The 26,855-nt window shown below is 71.4% G+C and carries 24 protein-coding genes and 1 pseudogene; 15 read left to right on the top strand and 10 right to left on the bottom strand.

All coding sequences use genetic code 11. The features are described 5' to 3' along the window. Nucleotides 1-57 precede the first annotated feature (57 nt). From Q4V64_RS40120 to Q4V64_RS40110, 3 genes are read left to right on the top strand one after another with little or no spacing between them, the layout of a single operon-like run. On the top strand, nucleotides 58-1,428 hold the full coding sequence (locus Q4V64_RS40120; RefSeq protein ID WP_124438496.1) for an extracellular solute-binding protein: 1,371 nt from the start codon (nucleotides 58-60) through the stop codon (nucleotides 1,426-1,428). Further along, nucleotides 1,428-2,447 (top strand): sugar ABC transporter permease, encoded by a 1,020-nt coding sequence (locus Q4V64_RS40115; RefSeq protein ID WP_172629076.1) that lies wholly within the window; start codon nucleotides 1,428-1,430, stop codon nucleotides 2,445-2,447. Before Q4V64_RS40120 ends, Q4V64_RS40115 begins: the two co-directional genes overlap by 1 nt. Beyond that, complete coding sequence (locus Q4V64_RS40110; RefSeq protein ID WP_124438497.1) at nucleotides 2,444-3,322, top strand: carbohydrate ABC transporter permease; 879 nt, start codon at nucleotides 2,444-2,446, stop codon at nucleotides 3,320-3,322. Before Q4V64_RS40115 ends, Q4V64_RS40110 begins: the two co-directional genes overlap by 4 nt. On the opposite strand, the gene Q4V64_RS40105 is transcribed toward Q4V64_RS40110, so the two are convergent. Further along, nucleotides 3,312-5,582: a glycoside hydrolase family 3 N-terminal domain-containing protein gene (locus tag Q4V64_RS40105; RefSeq protein WP_253266821.1), complete on the bottom strand. Its 2,271-nt coding sequence runs from the start codon at nucleotides 5,580-5,582 to the stop codon at nucleotides 3,312-3,314. The genes Q4V64_RS40110 and Q4V64_RS40105 overlap by 11 nt on opposite strands. Beyond that, entirely contained in the window at nucleotides 5,579-6,745 is a 1,167-nt protein-coding gene (locus Q4V64_RS40100) for a BadF/BadG/BcrA/BcrD ATPase family protein (RefSeq protein ID WP_124438498.1), read from the bottom strand. Before Q4V64_RS40100 ends, Q4V64_RS40105 begins: the two co-directional genes overlap by 4 nt. A 15-nt stretch (nucleotides 6,746-6,760) precedes the next feature. Here Q4V64_RS40100 and Q4V64_RS40095 point away from each other — a divergent pair, with 15 nt between their 5' ends. Next, nucleotides 6,761-8,023 carry a cellulase family glycosylhydrolase gene (locus Q4V64_RS40095; protein WP_124438499.1) on the top strand — a complete coding sequence of 421 codons (1,263 nt, stop codon included), beginning with the start codon at nucleotides 6,761-6,763 and terminating at the stop codon, nucleotides 8,021-8,023. A gap of 46 nt (nucleotides 8,024-8,069) precedes the next feature. Here the strand turns inward: Q4V64_RS40095 and Q4V64_RS40090 are convergent, their stop codons facing one another. Then, nucleotides 8,070-9,554, bottom strand: a complete 1,485-nt coding sequence (locus Q4V64_RS40090; protein WP_253266822.1) for a glycoside hydrolase family 3 N-terminal domain-containing protein — start codon at nucleotides 9,552-9,554, stop codon at nucleotides 8,070-8,072. 278 nt (nucleotides 9,555-9,832) lie between these two features. Here Q4V64_RS40090 and Q4V64_RS40085 point away from each other — a divergent pair, with 278 nt between their 5' ends. After that, nucleotides 9,833-10,936, top strand: coding sequence for a lysylphosphatidylglycerol synthase transmembrane domain-containing protein (locus tag Q4V64_RS40085; protein ID WP_124438500.1), 1,104 nt, complete (start codon nucleotides 9,833-9,835; stop codon nucleotides 10,934-10,936). A gap of 24 nt (nucleotides 10,937-10,960) precedes the next feature. On the opposite strand, the pseudogene Q4V64_RS40080 reads toward Q4V64_RS40085, so the two are convergent. The 3 genes and pseudogenes from Q4V64_RS40080 to Q4V64_RS40070 form a co-directional block, all read right to left on the bottom strand. After that, nucleotides 10,961-11,168, bottom strand: a pseudogene (locus Q4V64_RS40080) (peptide-methionine (R)-S-oxide reductase); the annotation flags it as partial. A 47-nt stretch (nucleotides 11,169-11,215) separates the two neighbouring features. After that, the gene (locus Q4V64_RS40075) at nucleotides 11,216-11,668 is read right to left on the bottom strand and encodes a hypothetical protein (protein ID WP_253266823.1); all 453 of its coding nucleotides are present in this window, start codon (nucleotides 11,666-11,668) and stop codon (nucleotides 11,216-11,218) included. A gap of 29 nt (nucleotides 11,669-11,697) precedes the next feature. Then, entirely contained in the window at nucleotides 11,698-12,027 is a 330-nt protein-coding gene (locus Q4V64_RS40070; RefSeq protein WP_124438501.1) for a hypothetical protein, read from the bottom strand. Nucleotides 12,028-12,243: 216 nt separating this feature from the next. Here Q4V64_RS40070 and Q4V64_RS40065 point away from each other — a divergent pair, with 216 nt between their 5' ends. Further along, nucleotides 12,244-13,368 carry a hypothetical protein gene (locus Q4V64_RS40065; protein WP_124438502.1) on the top strand — a complete coding sequence of 375 codons (1,125 nt, stop codon included), beginning with the start codon at nucleotides 12,244-12,246 and terminating at the stop codon, nucleotides 13,366-13,368. A 290-nt stretch (nucleotides 13,369-13,658) separates the two neighbouring features. Here Q4V64_RS40065 and msrB read toward each other — a convergent pair whose 3' ends face one another. The 4 genes from msrB to Q4V64_RS40045 all read right to left on the bottom strand — a co-directional run bounded on the left by msrB (nucleotide 13,659) and on the right by Q4V64_RS40045 (nucleotide 17,016). Further along, nucleotides 13,659-14,066, bottom strand: coding sequence for a peptide-methionine (R)-S-oxide reductase MsrB (msrB, locus tag Q4V64_RS40060; protein WP_124438503.1), 408 nt, complete (start codon nucleotides 14,064-14,066; stop codon nucleotides 13,659-13,661). Nucleotides 14,067-14,106: 40 nt separating this feature from the next. Continuing rightward, a complete protein-coding gene (murC, locus tag Q4V64_RS40055; protein WP_124438504.1) occupies nucleotides 14,107-15,495 on the bottom strand; it encodes a UDP-N-acetylmuramate--L-alanine ligase in 1,389 nt (462 codons plus the stop codon). An 86-nt stretch (nucleotides 15,496-15,581) separates the two neighbouring features. Then, nucleotides 15,582-16,055, bottom strand: a complete 474-nt coding sequence (locus tag Q4V64_RS40050; RefSeq protein WP_172629078.1) for an indole-3-glycerol phosphate synthase — start codon at nucleotides 16,053-16,055, stop codon at nucleotides 15,582-15,584. A 166-nt stretch (nucleotides 16,056-16,221) separates the two neighbouring features. Further along, entirely contained in the window at nucleotides 16,222-17,016 is a 795-nt protein-coding gene (locus Q4V64_RS40045) for a pyrimidine reductase family protein (RefSeq protein ID WP_124438505.1), read from the bottom strand. Between the two features lie 37 nt (nucleotides 17,017-17,053). On the opposite strand from Q4V64_RS40045, the gene zapE reads away from it, so the two are divergent. The 9 genes from zapE (at nucleotide 17,054) to Q4V64_RS40000 (ending at nucleotide 26,839) form a co-directional block, all read left to right on the top strand. Beyond that, nucleotides 17,054-18,178: a cell division protein ZapE gene (gene zapE / locus Q4V64_RS40040; protein WP_124438506.1), complete on the top strand. Its 1,125-nt coding sequence runs from the start codon at nucleotides 17,054-17,056 to the stop codon at nucleotides 18,176-18,178. A 185-nt stretch (nucleotides 18,179-18,363) separates the two neighbouring features. Continuing rightward, the gene (locus Q4V64_RS40035; RefSeq protein WP_124438507.1) at nucleotides 18,364-18,756 is read left to right on the top strand and encodes a hypothetical protein; all 393 of its coding nucleotides are present in this window, start codon (nucleotides 18,364-18,366) and stop codon (nucleotides 18,754-18,756) included. A gap of 119 nt (nucleotides 18,757-18,875) precedes the next feature. Then, nucleotides 18,876-19,454 (top strand): carbonic anhydrase, encoded by a 579-nt coding sequence (locus Q4V64_RS40030; protein ID WP_124438508.1) that lies wholly within the window; start codon nucleotides 18,876-18,878, stop codon nucleotides 19,452-19,454. A gap of 8 nt (nucleotides 19,455-19,462) precedes the next feature. After that, entirely contained in the window at nucleotides 19,463-20,959 is a 1,497-nt protein-coding gene (locus Q4V64_RS40025) for a SulP family inorganic anion transporter (RefSeq protein WP_124438509.1), read from the top strand. A gap of 131 nt (nucleotides 20,960-21,090) precedes the next feature. Beyond that, nucleotides 21,091-21,927 (top strand): slipin family protein, encoded by an 837-nt coding sequence (locus Q4V64_RS40020; protein ID WP_124438510.1) that lies wholly within the window; start codon nucleotides 21,091-21,093, stop codon nucleotides 21,925-21,927. 93 nt (nucleotides 21,928-22,020) lie between these two features. Then, nucleotides 22,021-23,490, top strand: a complete 1,470-nt coding sequence (locus Q4V64_RS40015) for an alkaline phosphatase PhoX (protein WP_124438511.1) — start codon at nucleotides 22,021-22,023, stop codon at nucleotides 23,488-23,490. 30 nt (nucleotides 23,491-23,520) lie between these two features. Beyond that, entirely contained in the window at nucleotides 23,521-24,384 is an 864-nt protein-coding gene (locus Q4V64_RS40010; protein WP_124438512.1) for a PPK2 family polyphosphate kinase, read from the top strand. A 28-nt stretch (nucleotides 24,385-24,412) separates the two neighbouring features. After that, nucleotides 24,413-25,927 (top strand): FAD-dependent oxidoreductase, encoded by a 1,515-nt coding sequence (locus tag Q4V64_RS40005; protein WP_124438513.1) that lies wholly within the window; start codon nucleotides 24,413-24,415, stop codon nucleotides 25,925-25,927. A 60-nt stretch (nucleotides 25,928-25,987) separates the two neighbouring features. Beyond that, a complete protein-coding gene (locus Q4V64_RS40000) occupies nucleotides 25,988-26,839 on the top strand; it encodes a polysaccharide deacetylase family protein (protein ID WP_124438514.1) in 852 nt (283 codons plus the stop codon). Nucleotides 26,840-26,855: the final 16 nt, after the last annotated feature.

The following is a 26,855-nucleotide window of genomic DNA, read 5'->3' as shown; positions in this document are numbered from 1 at the left end:
TGGTTCATTGAACCAACACCATCCCTGACTTCGCCCGGTCGCAGGAGGGCCCATCACATGCGTGCAAGAAGACTGACCCGCACCCTGACCTGTATCGCCGTTCTTTCGCTGACCGCCGCCGGATGCGGCCTCTCCGGCGGCTCCGACAGCGGCGACGCCACCGCCGGCGGCTGCAAGGTCGACAAGGGCAACGTCGGGTCGGGGAAGCTCTCCGGCGAGGTCAAGGGCAAGATCACCTTCCAGACGACCAACTTGAAGAAGGACTTCGGGGGCTTCTTCAACGGGGTGATCAAGGCGTTCGAGAAGGCCCACCCCGACACCACGGTCAAGTGGATCGACGACCCCGGCGACGCGACCTTCGGCCAGCGCACCGTCGCCGACGCCCAGGCCTGCACCCTGCCGGACGTGATCAACGTCGACTCCCCCACCGCGACCTCCCTCACCAAGGCCGGCTACCTGCTCAACCTGGGCGTCAAGGACCCCGACGCCGCGAAGCCCTTCGTCCCGGCGTTCTGGAAGTCCAGCACCATGAAGGACTCCTCGGGCGCGACGGTGCACAGCGTGCTGCCCTGGTACACCGGCGGCGTCGTCCTGACGTACAACAAGGACCTGCTGGCGAAGGCCGGGATCGACCCGGCGAAGCCGCCGACGACCATGTTCGGCCTGTTCGCCGACTACGAGAAGATCGCCAAGGCGGCCAAGGGCGAGTACTACGCGACGATGGCCAACCCGGTGTGGCGGATCCCGGCCGACTGGGACCAGATGAACATCAAGATGCTGTCCGCCGACGGCAAGTCCGCCGTCTTCGCCGACGACCCGCGGACCGCCGAGTGGGTCGCCTGGATGGCCAAGCTGTACAAGGCGGGCGCCATGCCGAAGGACTCGCTGTCCTCCAACAACGACCCCTCCACGCTGTACAGCCAGGGCAAGGTCGCCTACGGCTCCACGAACCCGAGCTTCGTGCGCTTCGTGAAGCAGAACAGCCCGTCGATCTACGCCAAGACCGGCGTCGGCCAGCAGCCCTTCGACGCGCTCGGCCACACCACCGGTGCCCCGCAGTACATAGCGACCGCCGCGACCAGCAAGAACGCCCCAACAGCGCTGGCGTTCGCGAAGTTCCTCACCAACGCCCAGAACCAGACGGCCTGGTGCAAGGACCCGAGCGTCGTGATCTTCCCGACGACCACCGCCTCGCTGGACGACCCGTTCTTCCAGAACGTCAGCGGCAGCGATCCGTTCTCCGAGGCCCGCAAGCTCGTCGCCGAGCAGCTCAAGACGGCCACCGCCTACCAGACCAACTTCTCCACGGCCGTGCAGAACGCCATCGTGGGCCAGGTGCAGCTGGCGATGCAGGGCAAGAAGAGCCCGGCACAGGCGGTGAAGGACGCCCAGGCCAAGGCGAACGAGCTGCTGAAGCAGAGCAGCTGATGGCGACGCAGATCACGAAGCCGGTGTCCGTGCCCGGTGCGGGGAGCGCAGCCTCCGTGCCGGGCGCGGCCCCGTCCCGTATACGCCGGCTCCGCCGGGCCCTGCTGCCCGGCCCCGCTCCGGGCGCCAACGGAGCGGCGATGTACCGCCGTTGGTGGCTGCCCTGGCTGTGGACCGCTCCCGCGATCCTCTGCGCGGTGGTCTTCGGGGTGTTCCCGTTCCTCAACACCCTCCTGTTGTCGTTCACCAATGCCAAGCCGCTCGGCGGTGCCGCGAGCTTCGTCGGGCTGTCCAACTACACGCGGATGCTGGACGACTCCGACTTCTGGCTGGCGACCCGCAACAGCATCCTGTACGCGCTGATCGTGGTGCCGCTGATGGTGCTGCTGCCGCTGATGCTGGCCGTCCTGGTGGAGAAGAACCTGCCCGGCATCGGGTTCTTCCGGTCGGCCTTCTACACACCGGTGCTCGCCTCCAGCGTGGTCGTGGGTCTGAGCTGGCAGTGGCTGCTGGCCGACGACGGGCTGGTCAACACGTGGCTGGAGAAGGCCCATCTGATCAAGAGCGCCATCCCGTTCCTGTCCGACTCCTGGCTGATCCTGCTGTCCGCGATGGGCCTGACCCTGTGGAAGGGGCTGGGCTGGTACATGGTCTTCTACCTGGCCGCGCTCGGGAACGTGCCGAAGGAGCTGCACGAGGCGGCGTCCATCGACGGGGCCGGCGCCGTCCGCCGCTTCTGGCACATCACCGTCCCCGGCGTGCGGCAGGCCATGATGCTCGTCGGCACGCTCACCGGCATCGGCTCGCTGCGGGTGTTCACGGAGATCTACATGCTCGGCAGCGCCACGGGCGGCCCCGGCGGCGCCGACCGCACCCTGCCCTTCTACATCCGGGACGTCGGCCTGGACCCGATGACCGGCAACGCCGGTTACGGCTCGGCGGTCAGCGTGGCCCTGTTCCTGCTGACGCTGGGGCTGACCCTGCTGGCGCAGCGCCTGACGAAGGAGGACGAGGCATGACCACGGCCGTGGAGAAGCGCCGGCGCCTGATGCCCCGCTGGCGGGACTACGGCCGCCCCCGGGAGCTGGTCGTCCGCTACCTGCTGCTGTTCCTCGTGCTCGGCCTCACCGTCGGGCCGCTGCTGTGGCAGTTCCTGGCCTCGCTGAAGAGCACCAGTGAGGACGTCTTCGGGGCGAACGCCTCCCTGCTGCCGCAGCACCCGACCCTGCGGGCCTACCGGACGGTCTTCGAGCAGGTGCCGGTGGCCACGTACATCAAGAACAGCATGATCGTGGTCGTGCTGTCGGTCACCAGTCAGCTGGTGTTCTCCACCACGGCCGGCTACATGCTCTCCAAGCCCGGCTGGAAGGGCCGCAGGGCGGTCTGGGTGGTGCTGGTCGCCTCCATGATGTTCCCCTTCGAGTCGATCATGGTGTCGCTGTTCCTGAGCATCCGCGACCTGGGTCTGGTCGACAGCCTGGCGGGCGTGTGGCTGCCCGGGTTCGTCGGCGCCATCAACGTCCTGCTGATGCGCGGCGCGTTCCTGGCGGTGCCGCGCGAGATCGAGGACTCGGCGATGCTCGACGGCGCGAACGAGTGGCAGCGCTTCAGGTACCTGTACCTGCCGTCCGCCTGGGGCGCGATCATGGTGGTGGTCATCAACACCTTCATCAGCGCCTGGGACGACTTCCTGTGGCCGTTGATCGTGCTGCGCTCGGAGCACAACATGACGCTCACACTGGGTCTGTCCCGGCTCCAGACCTCGTCCTTCGGCTACGACCAGCGGATGGTGATGGCAGGTTCGGTGATCTCGGTGATACCGGTGCTGGTGCTGTTCGTGATCACACAGCGGTGGTTCTACAAGGGCGTGTCTTCAGGGGCCGTCAAGTTCTGACGTGCAGCACAGCGGGTACGGCGGTCAGCGCGGCCCGGGCCGACTCGGCGACGCGGATCTCGACGGTGTCGGCCTGGGCCAGTTGGTCTTCTTCGAGGGTCAGGGTGACCGTACGGCGCTCGCCCGGCGCGAGGTCGGCGCCCTCGAACGCGCACAGTTCGAGGGTGCGCGGCCAGACGGACGTGATCAGGCGTCTCAGATAGACCTGCACGACCGTGCGCCCGCACCGGCCCCCGGTGTTGGTGACGTCGACCTCGACCGTGCGCCCCGTCAGGAGCGGCGGGCCGTACTCGAAGCTCGTGTACGACAGCCCGTGACCGAAGGAGTAGAGCGGCATGGCGCTCTCGTCCACGTAGCCGCCGTACTCGATGTCCTTGTGGTTGTAGTAGACGGGGAGTTGGGCCACCGAGCGCGGAACGGAGACGGGGAGTCGGCCGGTCGGCTCCTCGATGCCCAGCAGGACCTCGGCGATCGCCTCGCCGCCCCACGGGCCCGGGTACCAGGCGGTGAGCAGCGCCGCCGCGCGCTCCGCCGCCTCGGGGACGGCGTGCGGGCGGCCCTGGATCAGGACGACGACGGTGGGTGTGCCGGTCGCGGTGACGGCGTCGAGCAGGGCGTGCTGGGCCGTCCCGAGCCGCAGTCCGGCGAGGTCGACGCCTTCGCCGCAGGTCATCTCGGACACGGCGGTGAGCGCGGCGCCGTTGGCGGCGAAGCCGGTGTCGGGCGTGCGCGCGCTGCTGCCGCCCAGCACTAGCAGGGCCACGTCGGAGGCGGCGGCCGCGGCGACCGCCTCGGGTATGCCGGAGAGGTCGTCGCCGGTGAGCGCACAGCCGCGGGCGTGGCGGATCTCGACGCCGGGCGGGGCGAGCCGCCGTAGACCGTCGAGCACACTCGTGCCGGTGCCGGGGCGCTGTGGGGCGGTGTAGTCGCCCAACTGGTGGGCGGTGGTGGCGGATTGGGGTCCGAGGACGGCGATACGGGAGACGCTCGCCGGGATGGGCAGGGCACCGGCGTCGTTGTGCAGGAGGGTGACCGCGGCGCGGGCGAGTGCCGTACTCACCTCTCGGCCGTCTCGGCCGTCTCGGCCGTCTCGGCCGTGTGCCGGAACGGGCGTCTGCGCGCTGTGCCGTTCGAACAGCCCCAGACGGAACTTGAGCCGCAGGACACGGGCGACGGCCGCGTCGAGGACGTCCTCGCTCACCAGCCCCCGCTCGACCGCCTCCTCCAGGTGGGTGAAGCCCTCGTCCCACAGGCTCAGGTCGACACCGGCGTCGAGCGCGAGGGCGCCCGCGGACACCGCGTCTCCGGTGATGCGGGCCAAGCGGTCCACGGCGAGGCCGTCCGCCATGACGAGCCCGTCGAAGCCCCAGCGGTCTCTGAGGAGTTCGGTGAGCAGGGCGCGGTTGCCGGAGCAGGGCATCCCGTCGACCTCGTTGTACGCGGCCATGACGGCGGCGGCCCCGGCGCGGACGCCGGCGCGGGCGGCGGGGAGGTGGATCTCGTGGAGTTCCCGGGCCCCGAGTTCGGACTCGGCGGAGTTGCGGCCGCCGACGGTGGCGCCCTGCCCGGCGAAGTGCTTCAGGACGACGGGCGCCTTGTCGGCGGCGAAGTACTCGGCGGACTCACCCTGCATGCCGCGTACGAGTGCCTCCGTGAGGCGGGCCGCGAGGTACGGGTCCTCGCCGAAGCACTCCTCGGTCCGGCCCCAGCGGGGATCGCGGGCGATGTCGAGGGCGGAGACGAGAGCCACGTGGCCGCCTCGGGCACGCAGTTCGGCGGCGGCGTGGGCGGCGGCGCGTTCGTACAGCCCGGGGTCCCAAGTGGCGCCGACGGCAAGGTTGACGGGGAGCACGGTGCCGTCGAGGGCCATGTGCCCGTGCGGCACCTCCTCGACGAACAGCGCCGGGATGCCGAGCCGGCTCCGCTCGACGACATGCCGCTGCACCAGGGCGGCGAGGTCCGCGCCGTCCCGCGTACCGGGCCCGCCCGCGTGGTCGACGCCCGACCAGGCGTCGGCGCGCTGGAGTCCGTAGAGGGCGCCGAGTCCGGCGAAGCGCTCGGTCTCGGCGTACAGGGCGTCGGTCAGCTCGAAGCCGCCGTCGGGGGTGCGGCGGTAGGCGTCCCAGCCGTACATCCGCTGGTTGAGCTGACCGACCTTCTCCCGCGGGGTCATCCGGGAGAGCAGGTCCCGGACGCGGGCGTCGAGGGGGGCGGCCGGGTCGCGGTACAGGGCGGGGGCCTCCTGCCCCGTGGCGGTCACCGGCTGCCGCCGCGGTGGGCGAGGCGGGCGAGAGCCACGGCGCCCCGGCAGCCGTCGGCCACCCAGGCGAGCGTCAGCCCGAGGGTCGCGAGGCGGCCGGTCAGGCGTGCGGTCAGGGGGCCGTCGGGACCCAGCAGACCACCGGTGGCGACGAGCGGTTCTCCCGGGCCGGGGTCCAACGCCCTGATCGTGTCGGTCAGGGCGTCGGCCGCCTCGTCCAGGATCGCCACCGCGACGGCGTCCTTCTCAGCCGCCGCCCCGGCCACCAGTGGGGCGAGGCGGGCGAGCCGGATCGGAGGCTCGGCCATGACGGCGGGGAGCAGGTGCATCCGGTAGGCCTCGCGTCGGGCGCGGGACCAGTCGGCGTCCACGGCGCGTCCTTCGCCGTACGCGTCGGCGTGCACGGCGCCGCCTTTGCCGTACGAGTCGGCGTCCACGGCCCGTCCTTCGCCGTACGAGTCGGCGTCCACGGCGCGTCCTTCGCCGTACGAGTCGGCGTCCACGGCGCCACCTTCGTCGTACGACAGGAAACGGCCGCCCGGCAGAACCTCGCCCGGCAGTCCCAGCGCTCGCCCGACCGACGCCGCCAGTACCGTCGCCGGCCCCCGCCCGTCCGCCATCCGCAGCCCCGCCCGTACCGCCGCGCGTCCGATCCAGAAGCCGCTGCCGTCGTCGCCGAGCAGCCAGCCGTCGCCGTCGACGGTGGCCGTGCCACGGCGGTCGGTGATGCGCATCGCGACCGCGCCGGTGCCGGCCACCAGGGCCAGCCCGTCGGCCGGGGTACCGGGCGCGGAGGCGAACGCCGCCTCGATGTCGCTGCTGATGCCGATCGGCCCGGCCGGCATGCCCAGCCGTCGCAGGGCCTCGGTGAGGGCGGACCGGGCGTTGACGTGCCCGGGGTCGTCCGGGGAGGCGGCCGTGGCGCCCGCGAAACCGCCGGCCACCGCGACGACCCTGCCGCGCGCCTCCTCCGGGACGGCACGGGCGAGCGCCTCGGTCAGGTGGTCGGTGAGCTGCAGCACCGGCACCGTCAGGGCGTTGCCGGGTCCGGCGGCGCCCTCGGCCAGCCAGCGCCCGTCCTCGGCGACGGCCAGCACGGCACGCGTGCGGGTGCCGCCCGCGTCGAGGCCGACGACGAGTTTCTGGTTCAAATCATTACCCATCACTGAGTATGGTGGTTGATACATTCGCGCAGCACAAGGTCAGTCCCCGGGGAGGATCCCATCCATACGCTCCGTTTCGGCGTCAACTACACGCCCCGCCGCGGCTGGTTCCACTCCTGGCACGACTTCGACCCCGCGCACGCCCGCGAGGACCTGGAGCAGATAGCCGGGCTCGGCCTCGACCACATCCGCGTCTTCCACCTCTGGCCGCTCCTCCAGCCCAACCGCACGCTCATCCGCCCGGCGGCCGTCGACCAGCTGGTGCGGCTCGTCGACCTGGCGGCCGAAGCCGGCCTCGACGTCCTCGTGGACGGCGTGCAGGGCCACCTGTCCAGCTTCGACTTCTACCCGGAGTGGACCCGCAGCTGGCACCACCGCAACGTGTTCACCGACCCCGAGGCCATCGCCGCCCAGGCCGACCTGCTCCGTACCCTGGGCCACGCCCTCGCCGACCGCCCGAACCTCCTCGGTCTCCAACTCGGCAACGAGCTCAACAACATGGTCGAGCACAACCCGGCGACGGTCGCGCAGGTGGACCACTACCTCGACACCCTGCTGGCCGCCACCCGCGAGGGCCTGCACCCCGGCCACCTGGCCACGCACTCCGCCTACGACGCCGCCTGGTACGGCGACGACCACCCCTTCACCCCCGAGGCCTCGGCCCGCAAGGGCGACCTGACCACCGTCCACCCGTGGGTGTTCTCCGGCGACTGCGCCCGCCGCTACGGCCCCCGCTCCCCGCAGGTGCTGCACCTCGCCGAGTACGGCACGGAACTCGCCACGGCCTACGCCGAGGACCCGTCCCGGCCCGTCTGGGTCCAGGAGACGGGCGCGCCGGAGCCGCACATCCCGGCCGCCGACGCGCCGGAGTTCGCGCGGGCGACCGTACGGAACGCGGCCGGGTGCGCGACGCTGTGGGGCGTGACGTGGTGGTGCTCCCACGACGTGGACCGCTCCCTGGCCGACTATCCGGAACTGGAGTACACCCTGGGTCTGTTCGACTCGGCGGGCCGCCCCAAGCCGATCGCCGAGGCCCTCGCCGCGACGGTCGCCGACCTGCGCGCGCAGCCGCCGTCCCCGCAGCCGCGCGACACCGCTCTGGTCCTGGACTGCGCGCCGGGCAGCCGGTCCGTGTCCGGTCCGGGAGGCGCGTACTTCGAGGCGTGGATGCGACTGCGCACGGAGGGCGTCCGCCCGGCAGTGGTACTGGCCGAGCGGGCGGAGGACGCCGCGTACTTGGCGGCGCGCGGGATCAAGGACGCCGTACGGCTGCCATAGCTGCCACAGCTGCCACAGCTGCCATGAGTAAGGCTGCCATGACCCCTTACGCGCCCGCCAGCGCCTCCGCCAGCGCCCGCAGATTGACCCGCCCGCGCCCGTAGGAGCACAGGCCGTCGTCCTCCGGCAGCCCGGTGGCCACGCGTACCGCGTCCGGCCGCCGGGCCAGCAGGGCGTCCCGCAGGTGCCGCTGCCAGGGATGCAGTCCGGCGTCGCAGGTGGCGACGACCAGCGGCGCGCGCCGGGACACGCGCACGATCCCGTCGACGAGGGCGGCGGGGTCCGCCGGCTCCCCGGCGACCGACGTGCCCGCGGCCGTGGGGTCGACGGCGCGCAGCTCGCTCAGCAGGTCCTCGCCGCCCCAGTTGAGCGCCGGATGCGGCGGCGGGAACAGGTCGACGACATGGGCGCCTCGCACGGGCGCCGCCCCGCCCCGGCTCCGTACGGCCCGGCGCGCCGCGTCCAGCCCGGCCCCCGCGTCCCACGCGGCGACCTCGGGCGCGGGAGTCGCGTACCGCTCGGCGAGCCGCCGCACCCGCCCCGCGGCCTCCTCCACGCGCTCCTCGGGCAGCACACCGGAGCGCAGCGCGCCGAGCACGGTGTCCCGGCAGGACAGGGTGACCTCCAGGTCCGGTACGGCGACGATGACCTGGTCCGCCCCCGCGGCCAGGGCGATCCGCGCCCCGGCCGCCTCGCCGTAGCGGTCGGCGATCGCCTTCATCTCCAGCGCGTCGCTGACCAGGACGCCCTCGTAGCCGAGATCCTGGCGGAGCAGGTCGCCCAGGATGCGGCGGCTGAGGGTGGCGGGGCGGTTGGCGTCCAGCTCGGGGAAGACGACGTGGGCGCTCATCAGCATCGGCACACCCGCGGCGATCGCGGCCCGGAAGGGCGCGAGATCGAGTTCGTCGTACGGCCGCGGGTCGACCGCCATCTCGTGGTGGCTGTCGGTCACGGTGCCGCCGTGCCCGGGGAAGTGCTTGGCGCAGGAGGCGATGCCGCGTGCCTCGGTGGCGGCGATCCAGGCCCGTACATGGCGGGAGACCAGCTCCGGGTCGGTGCCGAAGGAGCGGGTGCGCACGATCGGGTTGTCCGGGTGCCGCTGGACGTCGGCGACGGGGGCGTAGGAGGCGGTGATGCCGAGCGTGGCCAGGTGACCGGCGAGCGCGTCGGCGCAGCGGGCGGTGAGGTCCGGGTCGTCGGCGACGCCGAGGGCGTAGCAGCCGGGGACGTCCGGGGCGCCCGCGTCCACGAGGTGGCCGATGCCGCCGCCCTCGTTGTCGATGCCCACGAGCAGGTCGGGGCGCAGGGCCCGCAGCGTGTCGGTGAGCCGGCGCACCTGCTCGGCGTCCCGCACGTTGCGCGTGAACAGGATGACCCCGCCGAGGCCGCGGTCGACGAGCCGTTTCAGGGTGTCCGGGACAGCCGTGGTGCCGTCGAATCCCGCGACCAGACAGCGGTGTACGGCCTCGTCCAGATCGACGGGGAGAGCGGTGCTGACGGGCATGGAGTCGATATGGGTCACCTTCGACATACTCTGGCTCATTCAACCAAAAGTCAACAGGTGTATGGATCAACGATTCAGGACAGGGATGCGGTATCTCGGCAAGGTCGACACCTCCGGCACGCCGGCGCCTGGGACCGCGGCGCACCCCGTCGCCGACCCGCCCGCGCCCCTTCGGCTCCCGGACACCGGGGCGTCACACGGGACGGGAACGTTTTCACCGTCCCCATCTGTGCCCCCTGCCTCGCCTCGATCCGTCACGCCCCGCACACCCGGCGGGGCGTCGACGCGGAAGGACGACGTGCGCTGTGTCCCTGCTCCCGCTCGACGATCTCCCCGGGCCGCTCCCCGCCGCCTCCCCGGCCGCCCCCTCCCCGGTGCCGGCCTCGGCCTCCCCGGCCTCCGCCCGCCCTGACGCCTCCGCCCGCCCTGACGCCTCCGCCTGCCCTGACGCCTCCCCTCCCCACTCCTCCTCCCCCACCGCACGCCTCCTCCCCAGGCTGCTGAGTCTGCTGCCGCTCCTGCTGATCGCGGCGTGGGCGGCGATCGACTGGCGCACCGTGTACGACGGTGCCGCCCGGCTCGCCTCCGCCGACCCCTGGTGGCTGCTGGCCGCGGTCCTCTTCACCTGCCTGGGCTGGGTGTGCGCGGCATGTGTCCGGCAGGGCGCCATCGCGGACCGGCTTCCGCCGGGGTTGCTGCTCGCCTCGCAGTTCGCCGCCGGTGCCGCCAACCACGTGCTCCCGGCGAGCATCGGCGCCCACGCCGTCACCGTGCGCTTTCTGCAGGGGCGCGGGATTCCGCTCTCGCGGGCCGCCGCGTCGCTCGCGCTGTACTCGCTGGTCAGGCCGGTCGCGAAGACCGCGGTGTTCCTGGTCTTCCTGCTGGCCTTCCCCGACCTGCTACGGCTGGACCAACTGGTCCCGGACCGGCGGACCCTGCTCATCGCCGCCGGGGCGCTGGCGATCGGCCTCACCGCACCGCCGCTCCTCGTGACGGCCGTACCACCGCTGCGCCGCCCGGCCCTCACCTTCGTACGGACCGCTCTGACGGACGCACGCCGACTGCACACCATGCCCAGCCGCGTGCTCGCCCTGTGGGGCGGGGCGGCCGCCACCCCGCTCCTCCAGGCGAGCGTGATCTTCTGCGTCGGGGCCTCGCTCGGCCTGCCCATGACCTGGGCCCAGGTCGCCTTCGCGTTCCTCGCCGCCAGCACCGCGGTCGGCGCGGTCCCCGCGCCCGGCGGCATCGGCCCCGTGGACGCGGCGCTGGTCTTCACCATGGCCGCGTTCGGCGCGCCGCTGGGCCTGGCCACGGCGACGGTCATCGGCTACCGCGTCGTGACGGTGTGGCTGCCTCTGCTCCCGGGCGCCTTCGTCCTCTCGACGCTCGTCCACCGCAAGGTGCTGTGAACCGCCCGGAGAACCGCCTGCCCCTCAGGCCTCGTCCGGACTCAACCGCAGCGAGATGGAGTTGATGCAGTACCGCTGGTCCGTGGGCGTCGCATAGCCCTCACCCTCGAACACGTGCCCGAGATGCGACCCGCAGCGGGCGCACCGCACCTCGGTCCGCACCATCCCGTGCGACCGATCCTCGATGAGCTCCACCGCGTCCGAGTCGCGCGGGTCGTAGAAGGAGCCAGCCGTGACCCGTCACACGTCAGGAGCCACAGAAATTCACTTGCGCCACGCTCACACCGGGACGACATGAACGTCCGGCGGCTGCAGCACTTCCAGGTACGCGTGGATGTCATCCGGGTCACTGGTGAAGATCACCGCGCTGCCGTGCCGGGCAGCGGCCAGCGCCACCCACGCATCAACCGCGTCCGGCCGCTTCTTCGCCGGCAGTGCCGCCTGCCCGAGCGCCGTCCCGATGCGCCGCCAATCGGTGACATCCGGGCCGGTCACGCAGGCCAGACACTCCGGCCGACCCGCCTTCGTCTCCCGCATCGCGGGCTCGGCCGACCGGGCCTGCGGGACCGTGCACCCCTTCAATGCCCCGGCCAGAGCGTGCACCAGGGCCGGTTCGGGACGCCAGACCTGTGCCAGAACAGGACCGAGCACCAGTGCACGGTGCTCGGAGGTGCGCAGCCCTTCGTGCAGGCCAACCGCTTTGGCCTTTCGGTCGGCGAGAGCGATCAGCATGCCGGAGTCGTACACCGGCACCCGCCCACTCACGCGGCGTGCCCCGACGTCCGGCTTCCCCGCCGATCCTCACCTCGCACCAGCGCCAGCGCCTCCTCGACCTCTCGGCGCTCCTGCTCGGTCAGCTCCCCCGCCGAGGCCGTCGGCTCCGCCGCAATCGCACCAGCCGCTTCTTCCGCCCGCGCGATCAGTGCGTCCACCCCCGCGAACTGCTCCTCTATGGCATCGCTCTCCGCCATCTGCCGCGTCGCCGCGTGCACCAGGTACGCCGAGACGTCCATACCCGCCCGCTCCGCATGCTGCCTGATCCGCTCGGCCTGTGCCTTCTCCAGACTGATACTGATCCGCGTCTTCGCCATATTGGTAGCGTATGACGCGTATTACGAAGGTTCAAGTGGCGGCCGGACCAACCCGAAGTGGACTTCCCGGCGGCAGGCCGTTCAGCGGGGCTGAATAATGCTCTGCCGCGCTTACCGACATGATCCGCCGTTGTTGGAGCCTCTCTCGGCACCGGCCGCCGACTGGCACAATTCATCGAAAAATCAGGGGAGTTCATGAGGACGGGGGGATGCGCAATGCGGCGTCAGGCGTTGGTGGTCGGCATCGAAGGACCTGCCGCGGACCCCGCCGACGACACACCCCCGCAGTGGCAGCAGCTCACCTATGCGGCACCGAACGCACAACGGGTGGCTGAGGCACTGGAGAAGGAGTACGCCTATGTCCTCCTGGAGCCCGATCACGACCCCGCGACTACCGCCGCCTCGCTGGGCGATGCCCTGACTCAGGCCGTCAGCAGCCAGGCCGGCTTCACCGCGATGAACGCCTTCGTGGCCGTACACGGCGTAGGCCACTACCGGTCCGCACTCTCACCGGCCGATATCGTCACCGCCCGCTCGGCCGTCTGGGCCAAGGACCTCGCCGCCGAGCACGTCCCTGTCACGTACGCCTACTACGCCCACCATCTCCACCACGGCAGGCCCGTCGCGCAAGGTTCCGAGGACCTCGATCAGCTGGAGCGCGAGCATCCCCACCTGGCCGAGGACATCGCCCACTGGGCGGAATCGCTGGACGAGTCCCTGGGCCTGAGGCTTCCGCCTCCCGCAACGGCTCAGGGACGCCTGGCCGTTCCGCTCCGACAACTCGTCTCCGCGATCTCCGAGCATCTGAGCCTCGACGGCCGTCTGACCCGCGCGTTCATCGCCACGTTCTTCCGCGACGTCACGCGCTATCTCGGCGGGCCGGACGACGCTGCCCGCGCCGCGGCCCGAGAGGAGGTCGCAGGCGTCATCTCCTCGACGGGCGCCCGCGTGGTCATCGCCCACTCCCTCGGAAGCGTCGTGGCCTACGAGGCCTTCCACTCCCACCCGGAACTCGAAGTCGACCTGCTCCTGACACTCGGCTCCCCGCTCGCACTCCGCCATGGAGTCTTCGACCGCCTGTCACCAGCTCCGCTCGCCGACACCGGCGAACGGCCGCCAGGGGTGCGCCGGTGGGTCAACCTGTCCGATCACGGGGACATCGTCGCCGTCCCCCGCCCCCTCAAGCGGCGCTTCCCGGCGGTCGATCTCGATCTCACAGACAGCATCGCCCCCTTCGACTTCCACCGAGTGGCCCCCTACCTTCGGTCCCCTGTTGTGGCCGCGACGTTGGCGCCATACCTCATCAAACACACCGATGTACACGGATCCGACCCCACCTGATCCGCGAGTGAGGCGACTACGCCCCCACCTTCCGGGCCCGCTTCCGGACCACGGCGCCATGATCCTTCCGAAGCAGGCGAACCTCGGCGGGGTTCACCTCGGAATCGAGCCATCCCCTTACTTGTCTGCACGAGTGTCGACCCCCTCCGCCGACGGCAACTGGCTTCGTTCGGTGACCCGGCCACGGGCTCCAGAGGGGGCGTCATGGCCACTTCGTACCAATGCCCCGCGCGGAACCTCCGCACGGGGCATCATTCAACTCACCGGCCACTACGATCAGCGGCTTCCGGTCACTTCTCGTCCGCCATCAACCGCAGCGAGATGGAGTTGATGCAGTACCGCTGGTCCGTGGGCGTCGCATAGCCCTCACCCTCGAACACGTGCCCGAGATGCGATCCGCACCGCGCACACCGCACCTCGGTCCGCACCATCCCGTGCGACCGGTCCTCGATGAGCTCCACCGCGTCCGAGTCGCGCGGGTCGTAGAAGGACGGCCAGCCGCAGTGCGACTCGAACTTCGTGTCCGAGGTGAAGAGCTCGGCCCCGCAGGCCCGGCAGGAGTAGACGCCCTTGGTCTTGGTGTCGGTGTACTCACCGGTGAAGGCGGGCTCCGTACCGGCCTTGCGCAGTACGGCGTACTCGGCCGGGGTCAGCTCCGCGCGCCACTGCTCGTCCGGCTTCTCGATGTCGTACGACATGAGCCTCAGCCCCTCACTTCGATCACTTCGATCACTTCGATCACTTCGACAGACGGTCCAGGATCCGCGGGCCGAGGTCCGTCACATCGCCCGCGCCCATGGTGAGAACGAGATCACCGGCCTTGGCCATTCCCGCCACGACCGCGGGCACCTCCGCCTTGTCGTGGACCGGCGTCACCTCCGCGCCCGCGATCCGCGCCGCCTCGATGATCAGCTCGCTCGTCACGCCCGGGATCGGGTCCTCGCGGGCCGGGTAGATGTCGAGGACGACCGAGGCGTCCGCCAGCGCGAGGGCCTCGCCCATCTCCTTGCCCAGCTCCTGCGTCCGGGAGAACAGGTGGGGCTGGAAGACGACCAGGATGCGGGCGTCACCGGCCGCCGCGCGCATCGCCTCCAGGTCCGCCGTCATCTCCGTCGGGTGGTGGGCGTAGGAGTCGATGACCTGGACACCGGCCGCCTCGCCCTTCAGCTGCAGGCGCCGCTTGACGCCCGTGTACGCGGCGATGGCCGGGGCCAGCTCGGCGGCCGGGACGCCCAGCGCCACGCCCGCGGCCAGCGCGGCCACGGCGTTGTGCGCGTAGTGGCGGCCGGGGACGGAGACCGCGAAGGTGCGCTCCACGCCGTCCAGGACGACGGTGACCTCGCTCTTCAGCCCCTGGGCCGTCACCGACAGGATCCGTACGTCCGCGTCCGCCGACTCCCCGTACGTCACCGTCTTCACCGACCCGGCCAGCCGCCGCGTCAGCTCCCGAGCGCCCTCGTGGTCCGCCGTGATCACCAGTGTGCCGCCGGGCACGATCTTGCCGGCGAACGTCTCGAAGGACTCGTAGATCTCCTCCATGGACGCGTAGTTGGCGTGGTGGTCGAGCTCGACGTTGAGGACGATGGCGACCTCGGGGGCGTACTTGTGGAAGCTGCGGTCCGATTCGTCCGCCTCGGCGACGAAGATCTCGCCCTCGCCGTGCAGGGCGTTGGAGCCGGGCGCGTCCAGATCGCCGCCGATGGCGTACGACGGCCGCAGGCCGAGCTCGCTCAGCGACACCGCCAGCATCGAGGTCGTGGTGGTCTTGCCGTGCGTGCCGGCCACCGCGATCGGACGCAGGCCGTCCATCAGGCGGGCGAGGGCGTCCGACCGGTGGACCACCGGGACACTCAGCTCGGCCGCCCGCGCGAGCTCCGGATTGTCGGCCCGGATCGCCGAGGACACGACGACGCAGGTGGCGTCGGACGCCAGATGCTCCGCCGCGTGCCCGATGTGCACGGTCACGCCCAGCGCCCGCAGCGCCTCGGCGGTCGCGGACTCCTTGGCATCACTGCCGGCGACCTTCGCCCCACGCTGCGCCAGAATCTTCGCGATGCCCGACATCCCGGCGCCGCCGATGCCGATGAAGTGCGGTCGGTCCATGGCGGTGGGAAGGCCGGGTGCCATGCGTGTCTCCTGTGCGTGCTCGTGCGGCGAACGTTCGGCGACCACCCTACTGACCTATTGCGCGCGCAATAGGTCAACGGGAACGCTCACGCCTTGCTGTGCGAGAACAACTTCAGCACCGGGACCCCCACCTTGTGCCGCGCCCGCGACGCCCAGTCCCGGTGGAAGAACTCCTCCACGTAGTGGGGATCGGTCAGCACGATCACCTCGTCCACGTCGATCTCGTCGACCAACGCCTTCAGCGCGTCCAGCGGATGGTCCTCGATCAGCCGCCCCACCGCGTCACTGCCGGCCGCGCGCAGGGCGGTGAGGGACACCTCCAGGGCCTGCTGGCCGAGGCTCTTCGCCTCCTCCCCCTCCGGCGTCTCCAACTCCCGCGCCGCCTCGTCGATCGCGCCGAGCGCGACGTCGTCGATGGCGCGCAGCAGCCGGTCCGCCTGCTCGCCGCGTGGCTGCAGCAGCACGTGGAAGGCGACCTTCTCCTCCCCGTGCAAGCCGGTGACGAACTCCACGTCGGCGGACGTGAGGGCCTTCTCGATCATCAATACGCTTGTGAACACCAGGCGCCCCTTCTCCTCCGTGGGCCGTGCAGGCCCTGCGGAAACCATCCTGCCCCGCGATCGCACGGGTACTGCCGGAATCAGTGTGCCCGCCGAAAGGTGAACGGAACGGAAGATTCCACCTATGTCGGGACCGGCCGCCTGCCCGGCCCTCTGCCCGGCCGCCTCAGGACCGCTGGTACCGGCTGAAGAGGAAACCGTCCTCCTCCAGCAGCGACACCAGCCCGAACCGGTGCGGAACCGCGACGGAGGGCCCGCCCGTGATCCGCTGCGCGTCGCCGACGGTGAGCATCGGGGACACGGTCAGACAGAGCTCGTCGAGGACTTCGGCGGCCACCAGCTGGCCGAGCAGGCGTGGTCCGCCCTCCGTCAGCAGCCGGGTGTGCCCGAGCTCGGCGAGGGCCCGTACGGCGCGGGCGGGCTCCACGCCGACGCCGTCCCCGGCGACCACCACCTGGGCGCCCGCCTTCTCTGCCGCCGCTATCCGGTCCGGGGCGGCCGCGGCCCCGGTGAGGACCAGGGTGGGCACGAGCGGCGAGGTGAACAGCGGGAGGGTGAAGTCCAGGTTCAGGCTGGCGCTGACCACGGCGATCGCGGGCGCGGGCCCCTGCCCGGCCGCCGCCCGCATCCCGGCGAACTCCGCACGCGCGCGTGCCGGGCGGTACCCCTCCTGGCGTACCGTTTGGGCACCGACCACCACCACGTCCGCGAGGGCCCGCAGGACGCCGAAGATCCGCATGTCGGCCACGCTGGAGATGGGCTGGGAATGGCCCTCGTGCTGGCCGGCCCCGTCGAGCGTGGAGACCATGTTGGCCCGCAGCCAGACCACCGGCCCACCGCCACCGCCCTCGGGCCCGAGCGCGGGATAGGCGTAGGCCCCGGCCAGCTCGGCAAGGCTCCACTCGGCCTCACCCCGGTTCCGGGCCGCTGTTTCGTCGGTCACAGGGAACAGGCGTCGCATGTCGTGCAGTGTGGCACGCCCCTTAGCATGGGTAACCGTGCCTACCTCCCCCGCCGCGTCCGGATTCGGCCCCATAGCGCAGACCGCTCCGCTGTCCCTGTGCGCCCGTGAGCCGCACGTCCCCGCGGACCGGCTGGTCGCCGAGATGGTGCCGCCGCCGCGGTTCGACTCGGTGCGCTTCAGCACGTACATCCCGGACCCGGACCAGCCCAGCCAGACCGAGGCCGTGCGGGTTCTCGAGGGCTTCGCGGCCGGGCTGGGCGGGGCGCACGCCTCCGGGGCCGGCAAGACCAAGCGCGGCTTCCTGGGCTTCGGCAAGGGCTTCGGGAAGGCCAAGGCGCCGAAGACCCCGGCCGGGCCTCGCGGCGTCTACCTCGACGGCGGCTACGGCGTCGGCAAGACCCACCTGCTGGCCTCCCTCTGGCACGCCACGCCCGCCGAGCCCGCGCTCAAGGCGTTCGGCACGTTCGTGGAGCTGACCAACCTGGTCGGCGCCCTCGGTTTCCAGAAGACGGTGCAGACCCTTTCCGGCCACCGTCTGCTCTGCATCGACGAGTTCGAACTGGACGACCCCGGCGACACCGTCCTCGTCTCCACCCTGCTCGGCAAGCTCGTCGACGCGGGCGTCGCCCTCGCCGCCACCTCCAACACCCTGCCGGGCAAGCTCGGCGAGGGCCGCTTCGCCTCCGCCGACTTCCTGCGCGAGATCCAGGGCCTGTCGGCGCACTTCCGCGCCCTGCGCATCGACGGCGAGGACTACCGCCACCGCGGCCTGCCCGAGGCCCCGGCGCCGTACTCCGACGAGCAGGTGACCAAGGCCGCGCACGCCACCGAGGGCGCCTCGCTCGACGCCTTCCCGCAGCTGCTGGAGCACCTCGCCCGCATCCACCCCAGCCGGTACGGCGCGCTGACCGACGGCCTGAAGGCGGTGTGTCTCACCGACGTCGGGCCGATTCCCGACCAGTCGACGGCCCTCAGGCTCGTCGTCCTCGCGGACCGGCTCTACGACCGTGAGGTTCCGGTCCTGGCCTCGGGGCTGCCCTTCGACCGGCTGTTCAGCGAGGAGATGCTGAACGGCGGCTACCGCAAGAAGTACTTCCGGGCGATCTCCCGCCTCACCGCCCTGGCCCGCGACGCCAAGGGACTCGTCGACCCCGCTTAACCGACCAACCTCCCCAGGTCAAGGGCCAGTTCGCGCCACGCAACGCGCAGGCTTCAGCCTCTCTTCAGGTCTGAAACGTTAAGTTAACCCTGCAAACAACTTTGCCGGGCTAAGGTGTTTCTTGACCAGTCGTTGACCAACCGTTGGTGCGACCTAGAGGCTGCGAACTACCTGGAGGGAGGCGCATGTTCAGAGGTACGACGGTACGGACCGTGGTAGCGATCCTCGCCGCCGCCCTGCTCGCCCTCCCGTTCTTCGCACCTACCGAGCAGTTCGCATCCGCGCATACGGCGCGTCAAGTCGAGGCCAAAGCTCAGCCCGGAATCAAACTGTCCGCCAAGGCTCTCCGCGACGAGACCGCCACGTTCCGGCACTGCGACCCCGCAGAGGACCCGACCGGTCCCCTGCGACCCCGCGACCGGCACCGTGCCATCGACTTCGCCCCCGAGGCGCCCGAGCGCCCGGTGCCGACGCAGGACCGCGCGGACACGGACAGACGCCTCACGGGCGTCGCGCTCACCACGTCGAGACCCTCGACAGCGCACTCTCCGGCCGCACTTCAGGTCTTTCGCTGCTGACAGCAGAGCTGCTGACAGCACAGCAGTCCCCCACCTCTGTCATGTAAGCCTGCGCGCCCTTGAGGCGCGCCAGGTAACCCCGACGCGCCATCGCGGCACGCCAGGAGGAGTCACCACTTATGCAGCCCCTCATCGACAACGCCCGCACGTTCGGACAGCGCCCTGAGGAGTTCGCCAAGCTGGCCGAAGGCCAGTCCCCGCAGGTCCTGTTCATCACCTGCTCCGATTCCAGGGTCGTCCCGGCCCTGATCACGGGCGCCCGCCCCGGCGAGCTCTTCGAGCTGCGCACCGCGGGCAACATCGTCCCCCCGTACGCCTCCGAGCACCCCACCAGCGAGGCGGCCACCATCGAGTACGCGGTGGAGGTGCTGGGCGTCGACGACATCGTGGTCTGCGGCCACTCGCACTGCGGCGCCGTGGGCGCCCTGGTCCGCGGCGACGACCTGACCTCCGTACCGGCCGTGCGCGACTGGCTCACGCACGCCACCCCGCGCCCGGCGGGCACCGTCGAGGACCCGACCGTCGCCGAGGGCGTGCAGAGCCACATCCTGGCTCAGGTGCTGCGGCTGCGGTCGTACCCGTTCATCGACAAGAAGCTGGCGAGTGGTCAACTGACCTTGCACGCCTGGTACTACGAAGTGCACACGGGGTCAGTGATGACCCACGACGTGTCCTCCGACACCTTCCGGGCACTGTGAGGACCGCCGTGGAGAATCGAACTGCAACCACCAGGTTCCCTTATCTGCGGCAGGACTTCGCCGCCTCTCTCGTCGTCTTCCTCGTCGCCCTGCCGCTGTGCGTCGGCGTGGCGGTCGCCTCCGGGGTCCCGGCCGAACTCGGCCTGGTCACCGGCATCGTCGGCGGCCTCGTCACCGGCTTCATGCGGGGCAGCAGCCTCCAGGTCTCCGGACCGGCCGCGGGTCTGACCGTGCTGGTCTTCGAAGCGGTGAACGAGTTCGGGCTCCCCGCGCTCGGGGTCATCGTGCTGGCCGCCGGACTGCTCCAACTGGCCATGGGCGCCCTGAAGCTGGGGCGCTGGTTCCGGGCGATATCCGTCTCGGTCGTCGAGGGCATGCTGGCCGGCATCGGACTCGTGCTCATCGCGGGCCAGCTGTACTCGGCAGCAGGGCTGAAGGCTCCCACCTCCGGCCTCGACAAGATCACCGGACTGCCCGGGGCCGCCGCCGACGCCCTCGGCAGCACGGTGGCGCTCACCTCGCTCGCGGTCGGCGCGGGCACCATCGCGGTGCTCGTGCTGTGGAAGCGGATGCCGAAGAAGGCGCAGCTGGTGCCGGGCGCGCTCGCCGCGGTGGTACTGGCGACCGCCGTCACCCAGGTCTTCGGCCTGTCGATCGCCACCGTCGAGGTGAACGGTCTGCTGGAATCCATCCAGCCGCCGGGCACGGACGCCTTCGGCGAACTGGCCAACCCGGCCATCTTCGGCACGATCGCGGCCTTCACCCTGATCGCCTCCGCCGAGAGCCTGTTCAGCGCCGCCGCCGTGGACCGGCTGCACGACGGTCCGCGCACCGAGTACGACAAGGAGCTCATGGCCCAGGGCGTGGGCAACACGGTGTGCGGTGCGCTCGGCGCGCTGCCGATGACCGCGGTCATCGTGCGCAGCTCCGCCAACGTCCAGGCGGGCGCGAAGACCAAGGCGTCCCGGGTCCTGCACGGCGTGTGGCTGCTGCTGTTCGCGGCACTGCTGCCGTCGACCCTGGCGCTGATCCCGCTGCCCGCGCTCGCCGGCATCCTGGTCCACGCGGGCTGGAAGCTGATCCCCTTCCGCGAGATCGTTTCGCTGTGGCGGGAGCACCGCGGTGAGGCGCTGATCCTGATGGTCACGGCCGTGTCCATCGTCGCGGTGAACATGTTCGAGGGCGTGCTGATCGGTCTGGCCCTGTCCGTGGTCAAGACCGCCTGGGAGGCCTCGCACCTGAAGATGGAGGTCATAGACAAGGGCGCCGGCCCCATCCAGGCGTACCTGTCGGGCAACGCGACCTTCCTCAGGCTGCCGAAGATCCTCGACAGCCTGGAGGCACTGCCCCAGGACCGCCCGGTCGAGCTGGACCTGTCCGGGCTGCACCACCTCGACCACGCCTGCCGTACGGCGCTGGAGAACTGGGCCGAGCGGCACAGCTCGGTCGGCACGGAACCGGTACGGGTCACCGAGCCGGAGCCGGTGAAGGCGGCCGCGCCGTAACGCGGTGACCGCCACCGCGCCGTCAGCAAGCGCACAGGTGCCCGGTCCGGGGCTCGTCATGGCCCCGGACCGGGCACCAGGCATATCGTTACAGGAGCAGACACAACGGACCTCTGGGCGAGGAGGCCGGGATGCTCGCAGAACTGTTGGGAGCGGCCGCGGCGGTCGGGTCGGTGGGAGTTCTCTACGTCGCCGCGGCGGCGCGGGTGGTCAAGCAGTACGAGCGCGGGGTGGTCCTCCGGCTCGGGCGGCTGGCGGGAGACGTACGGGCCCCCGGATTCACCTTGATCGTCCCGTTCGTGGACCGGCTGCACAAAGTCAACCTGCAGATCGTCACGATGCCGGTACCGGCCCAGGAGGGCATCACCCGTGACAACGTGACCGTGCGCGTGGACGCGGTCGTGTACTTCAAGGTGGTCGACGCGGTGAACGCGCTGATCAAGGTCGAGGACTACAAGTACGCGGTCTCGCAGATGGCGCAGACCTCCCTGCGTTCGATCATCGGCAAGAGCGACCTGGACGACCTGCTCTCCAACCGGGAGAAGCTCAACCAGGGGCTGGAGCTGATGATCGACAGCCCGGCCGTCGGCTGGGGCGTCCAGGTCGACCGGGTCGAGATCAAGGACGTGTCCCTGCCGGAGACGATGAAGCGCTCCATGGCCCGGCAGGCGGAGGCCGACCGCGAGCGGCGGGCCCGGATCATCAACGCGGACGCGGAGCTGCAGGCGTCCAAGAAGCTGGCGGAGGCCGCCGGGGTGATGTCGGAGCAGCCCGCCGCGCTTCAGCTGCGGCTGTTGCAGACGGTGGTGGCGGTCGCCGCCGAGAAGAACTCGACGCTCGTGCTGCCGTTCCCGGTGGAACTGCTGCGGTTCCTGGAAAGGGCACATCAGGAGCCGCCCCAGCAGCCGATGGATGAGTCGATCGAGAAAACGCTCGGGCAGTCGATCGGGAAGTCGGTCGGGAAGTGACACGTTCTACGCGCGTTGTTCCCGTGGCTCTCGGCAGGTGATAGACACGGCGGGGTCACAGTTCCTGTCCGCCAGCAGGAAGGTTGCTGCCCCATGTCCGAATCCGTGTCCACGACACGCCGTCAGGTACTCGCCGGCGCCGGAGCGCTGGGCGTCTCGATCGCCTTCGCCGGAAACCTCTCCGACCTCTTCGCGGGCACCGCCGCCGCACAGGACCTCGGCCACACCGGATACGGCCCTCTGGTCCCCGACCCGGCCGGCCTGCTCGACCTGCCGAAAGGTTTCCGCTACCAGGTGCTCTCCCGCGAGGGCGACCCTCCCCCACGCTCGGCTTCGCTCGCGCGGGGGGACCCCCATCGCTCCGGCGAGGGCCGCGTCCCCTCCAACCACGACGGGATGGCCGCCTTCGCCGGGCGTTCCGCGGGCAGGCACAGCGGCCGGGTCCACCTGGTCCGCAACCACGAGAACCGCAACACCGCGAAGATCCCCGTCCCGACGGTCAAGGGGCTCACCTACGACCCGGCGGGCAAGGGCGGCTGTACGGCCCTGACGCTGGACGGCGGCAACAACGTGCTGTCGGAGCGGGTCGCGATCGCCGGTACGGCCGTCAACTGCGCGGGCGGGCCCACCCCTTGGGGCACCTGGCTGACCTGCCAGGAGACCGAGGACAAGGCGGGCACCAACGGCTACACCAAGGACCACGGGTTCATCTTCGAGGTACATCCGGCCGCCCCTCCCCCACGCTCGGCTTCGCTCGCGCGGGGGGACCCCCATCGCTCCGGCGCCGTACCGCTGACCGCTATGGGCCGCTTCCAGCACGAGGCGATCGCCGTCGATCCCAGGCGCGGCATCGTCTACGAGACGGAGGACGCCTTCGAGCGGCCCTTCGGCCTCTTCTACCGCTTCCTGCCCGACAAGCCGCTGCGCGGCCTCGGTTCGCTGCGCGCGGGCGGCCGGCTCCAGGCGATGCGCGTGCCCGGCGTACCCGACCTGTCCTCCATCCGGGAGACGGACGCCTGCTTCGACGGCATCGAGTGGGTGGACGTACCGGACCCCCTGGCCGCCGAAACCCCCATCCGTCACCAGGACTTCGGCCCGCAGGGCATCACGCACGCGCAGAAGCTGGAGGGGTGCTACTGGGGCGGGACGTGCGTGTACTTCGTGTCCTCGTTCGCGCGCAGCGCGGAGGGTTCGGCGGCCGACCACTACGGCCAGATCTGGCGCTACGACCCCTCTGCGCGCCGCCTGACCCTCGTGATCGTCTTCGGCCCCGACACCGACGTCCAGCTCCCCGGCGAGTCCCCGGACAACATCTGCCTCGCCCCCAGCGGCGGCCTGATGGTCTGCGAGGACGGCAACGGCGCCCAGCACGTCTACCGCGTCACCCGGCGCGGCGAGGTCTACGCGATGGCCCGCGGCCGCCAGAACACAGGGAGTCCGGAAGAACCCGAGTGGGGCGAGTTCGCCGGTGTCACCTTCTCCCCGGACGGCAGGACGATGTACGTGAACTGCTACACGCCCGGGACGACGTTCGCGGTGACGGGGCCGTGGCGTAGGCAGTAGCAGCGGCGCGGGAAGGGAAGGGGGTGCCGCATGGCCGAGCACAAGCACCGCGACGGCCTCGATCTCCGCGAGCTGCTGCGCGTGCCCGGCGGCGAACCGGTCGACCTGGCCGCGTACGACGCCCGCGGCACCCCCGGCGGCCCGAAGGGCAAGGCGGCGGGCAAGGCGGCCACCGCCGAACTCGGCAAGCCTTTGGCCGACCTCCAGGAACGTCTGTGGGCGGCGAGCACGGCCGGTGACCGGCGGCGGGTCCTGCTGGTGCTGCAGGGCATGGACACCAGCGGCAAGGGCGGCACGGTCAAGCACGTCATCGGCCTGTTCAACCCGTCGGGCTGCCGGATCCACGCGTTCAAGGCACCCACGCCCGAGGAGCGCCGGCACTCCTTCCTGTGGCGGATCGAGAAGGCGCTGCCCCAGCCGGGAGAGCTGGGCATCTTCGACCGCTCGCACTACGAGGACGTCCTGATCGCCCGCGTCCGCGAGCTCGCCCCGCGCGCCGAGCTCGAACGCCGCTACGACGAGATCAACCGCTTCGAGAAGTCCCTGGCCGACGACGGCGTGACCGTGATCAAGTGCTTCCTGCACATCTCCTACGACCAGCAGCGCCGCCGCCTGCTCAAGCGCCTCGACCGTCCCGACAAGCACTGGAAGTTCGACCCGTCCGACATAGACGACCGCGCGCTGTGGCCCGCGTACCAGAAGGCGTACGAGATCGTCCTGGAGCGCTGCTCGACGCCGTACGCCCCCTGGTACCTGGTCCCGGCGGACCGCAAGTGGTACCGGAACTGGGCGGTGAGCCGGCTGCTCCTGGAGCACCTGCGGGCGCTGGACCCGCGCTACCCGAAGGCGGACTTCGACGTGGCCGAGTGCCGTCGGCGGCTGCTCGCGCAGTGAACCGGCCCGGTCGGGGTACCCGGCCCGCATGACAGAGCATCCGCACGTCAGCGGCTCGTACTGGCTCCAGACCGCGCCCGGCCCGGACCGGACCGTGCTGGAGAACGACCTCCGGGTCGACGTGGCCGTGATCGGCGCCGGTGTCGCCGGGCTGAGCACGGCGTGGGAGCTGGCGCGGGCCGGGCGCGAGGTGGCGGTGCTGGAGGCCGACCGGGTCGCGGCCGGCGTCACCGGGCACACCACCGCCAAGGTCACCGTGCTGCACACCCTGATCTACGACAAGCTGCGGCGCACCCGGGGCCCCGAGGGGGCGCGGCTGTACGCCCGCTCGCAGACGGAGGCGATCGAGCGGGCCGCCGGCGTCGTGGCCGAGCTGGGCGTCGACTGCAACTGGGAGGAGCGGAGCGCGTACACGTACGCCCGCGAAGCGGGCCACGTGGCGGAGCTGCGAGCCGAGGCGGATGCGGCGCGGGAGGCGGGGCTGCCGGCGTCGTTCGTGACGGAGACCGGGCTGCCGTTCCCGGTGGCGGGCGCGGTGCGGGTCACCGGACAGGCGCAGTTCCATCCGCGCAAGTACCTGCTGGCCCTCGCCGACGACCTGCTCGCCCACGGCGGGCACATCCACGAGCACACCACCGTCATCGGTCTGGAGGAGGGCGAGCCGTGCCGGCTGACGACCGACACGGGAGCCACGGTGACCGCCGGGGACGTCGTGGTCGCCACGCACTACCCGGTCTTCGACCGCGCCCTGCTGTTCACCCGCCTCTCCCCGCGCCGCGAGCTGGTCGTCGCCGGGACCATCGACGCCGGCCGGGACCCCGACGGCATGTACATCACCCCGGAGGAGGGCACGCGCTCGGTCCGCACGGCACCGCACGGGGAGCAGCGGCTGCTGATCGTCACCGGGGAGCACTTCACGCCCGGCACCGGAGACACCCGCTCCCGCTTCCAGCACCTGGCCGACTGGGCCGCCGAGCACTTCCCCGACGTCACCCTCACCCACGCCTGGGCCACCCAGGACAACGACCCGACCGACACCGTGCCGCTGGTGGGCCCGCTGCACCCGGGCGCGCACCACGCGTACGTCGCCACCGGCTTCGGCGGCTGGGGCATGAGCGGCGGGATGATGGCGGGCCGGCTGCTCACCGCGCTGATCACCGGCGAGGAGTGCGCGTGGAGCGAGCTGTACGACCCGCGCCGACTGCGCTCGACCGTGCGCGAGGCGCCGTCGTTCCTCAAGCACCAGGCGCAGGTCGCCCGTCACTTCGTCGGCGACCGGCTGCGGCCTCCGCCGCCGGTCGAGGCCCTGCCGCCGGGCGAGGGCGCGGTCGTACGCACCGGCGGCGGCCGGCTCGCGGTGTACCGGGACGAGGGCGGCCACCTGCACGCCCTGTCCGCGCGCTGCACCCACATGGGCTGCCTGGTCTCCTTCAACGCCGCCGAACGCGCCTGGGAGTGCCCCTGCCACGGCTCCCGCTTCGACACGGACGGCAAGGTGGTGCAGGGGCCGGCGACGCGGGCGTTGGAGCAACGGGAGATCTGAGCGGGTGACGCTCCGGCGGTGCTGACGCACATATAAGTCATATCGCCATACATTCATACGATGATCACTCTTGTGCGACGCGGCACCGCCGCCTGCGCCCTGAGCGCCGCCCTCGCCTCCCTCGCCGCCTGCGGCACCGCCCAGGCCCCCCGGGTCGCGCGCCCGGCTCCCTCCGCGCCCGCCACGGCCCCGTCCCGGCCACCGACCCTCGCACCCGGCCCCGCGGGCCTGACGCCCGTCTTCGAGAACGGCCCCCGGACGCACGGCAGGACCGTCGCGCTCACCTTCGACGCCGACATGACCGCCGGGCAGGGGCCGCGGGCGGCGGCGGGCGAGCGGTTCGACAATCCACGGCTGATCGCGACACTGCGGGCGCTGAAGGTGCCGGCCACGGTGTTCATGACGGGCCGGTGGGCCGAGCAGTACCCGGTGCAGGCCCGGTCCATCGGGCAGGACCCGCTCTTCGAGGTCGCGAACCACTCGTACAGCCACTACGCCTTCACCGACGACTGCTACGGACTGCCGACCGTCTCCGAGGACCGGATGCGCGCGGACGTGGAGCGGGCGTACGCCGCCTTCCGGAAGGCCGGGGTACCGGAGCCGATGCCGTACTTCCGCTTCCCCGGCGGGTGTTACGACCGGCGGGCCCTGAAGGCGCTGACCCCGACCGGCGTCACCGCCGTGCAGTGGGACGTGGTCGGCGGGGACGCCTTCGCGACGGACGCGGACGCGGTGGCCCGGCAGGTCCTCAAGGGGGTGCGGCCGGGGTCGGTCGTCGTCCTGCACTGCACGCGCAGCGCCGCCCCGGCGACCGAGCGGGCGGTACGGACCATCGTGCCGGAGCTGCGTCGGCAGGGCTTCCGGTTCGTGAAGGTGTCCGAGCTGATCGGGGCGGCGGCCGTCCGGCGGTGACCGGCCTACGCTGAAC

It is taken from the genome of Streptomyces sp. NL15-2K (assembly GCF_030551255.1).
GTDB lineage: Bacteria > Actinomycetota > Actinomycetes > Streptomycetales > Streptomycetaceae > Streptomyces.
Note: the sequence above shows the minus strand (reverse complement) of the source record. Positions and strands in the feature narration are given on the sequence as shown.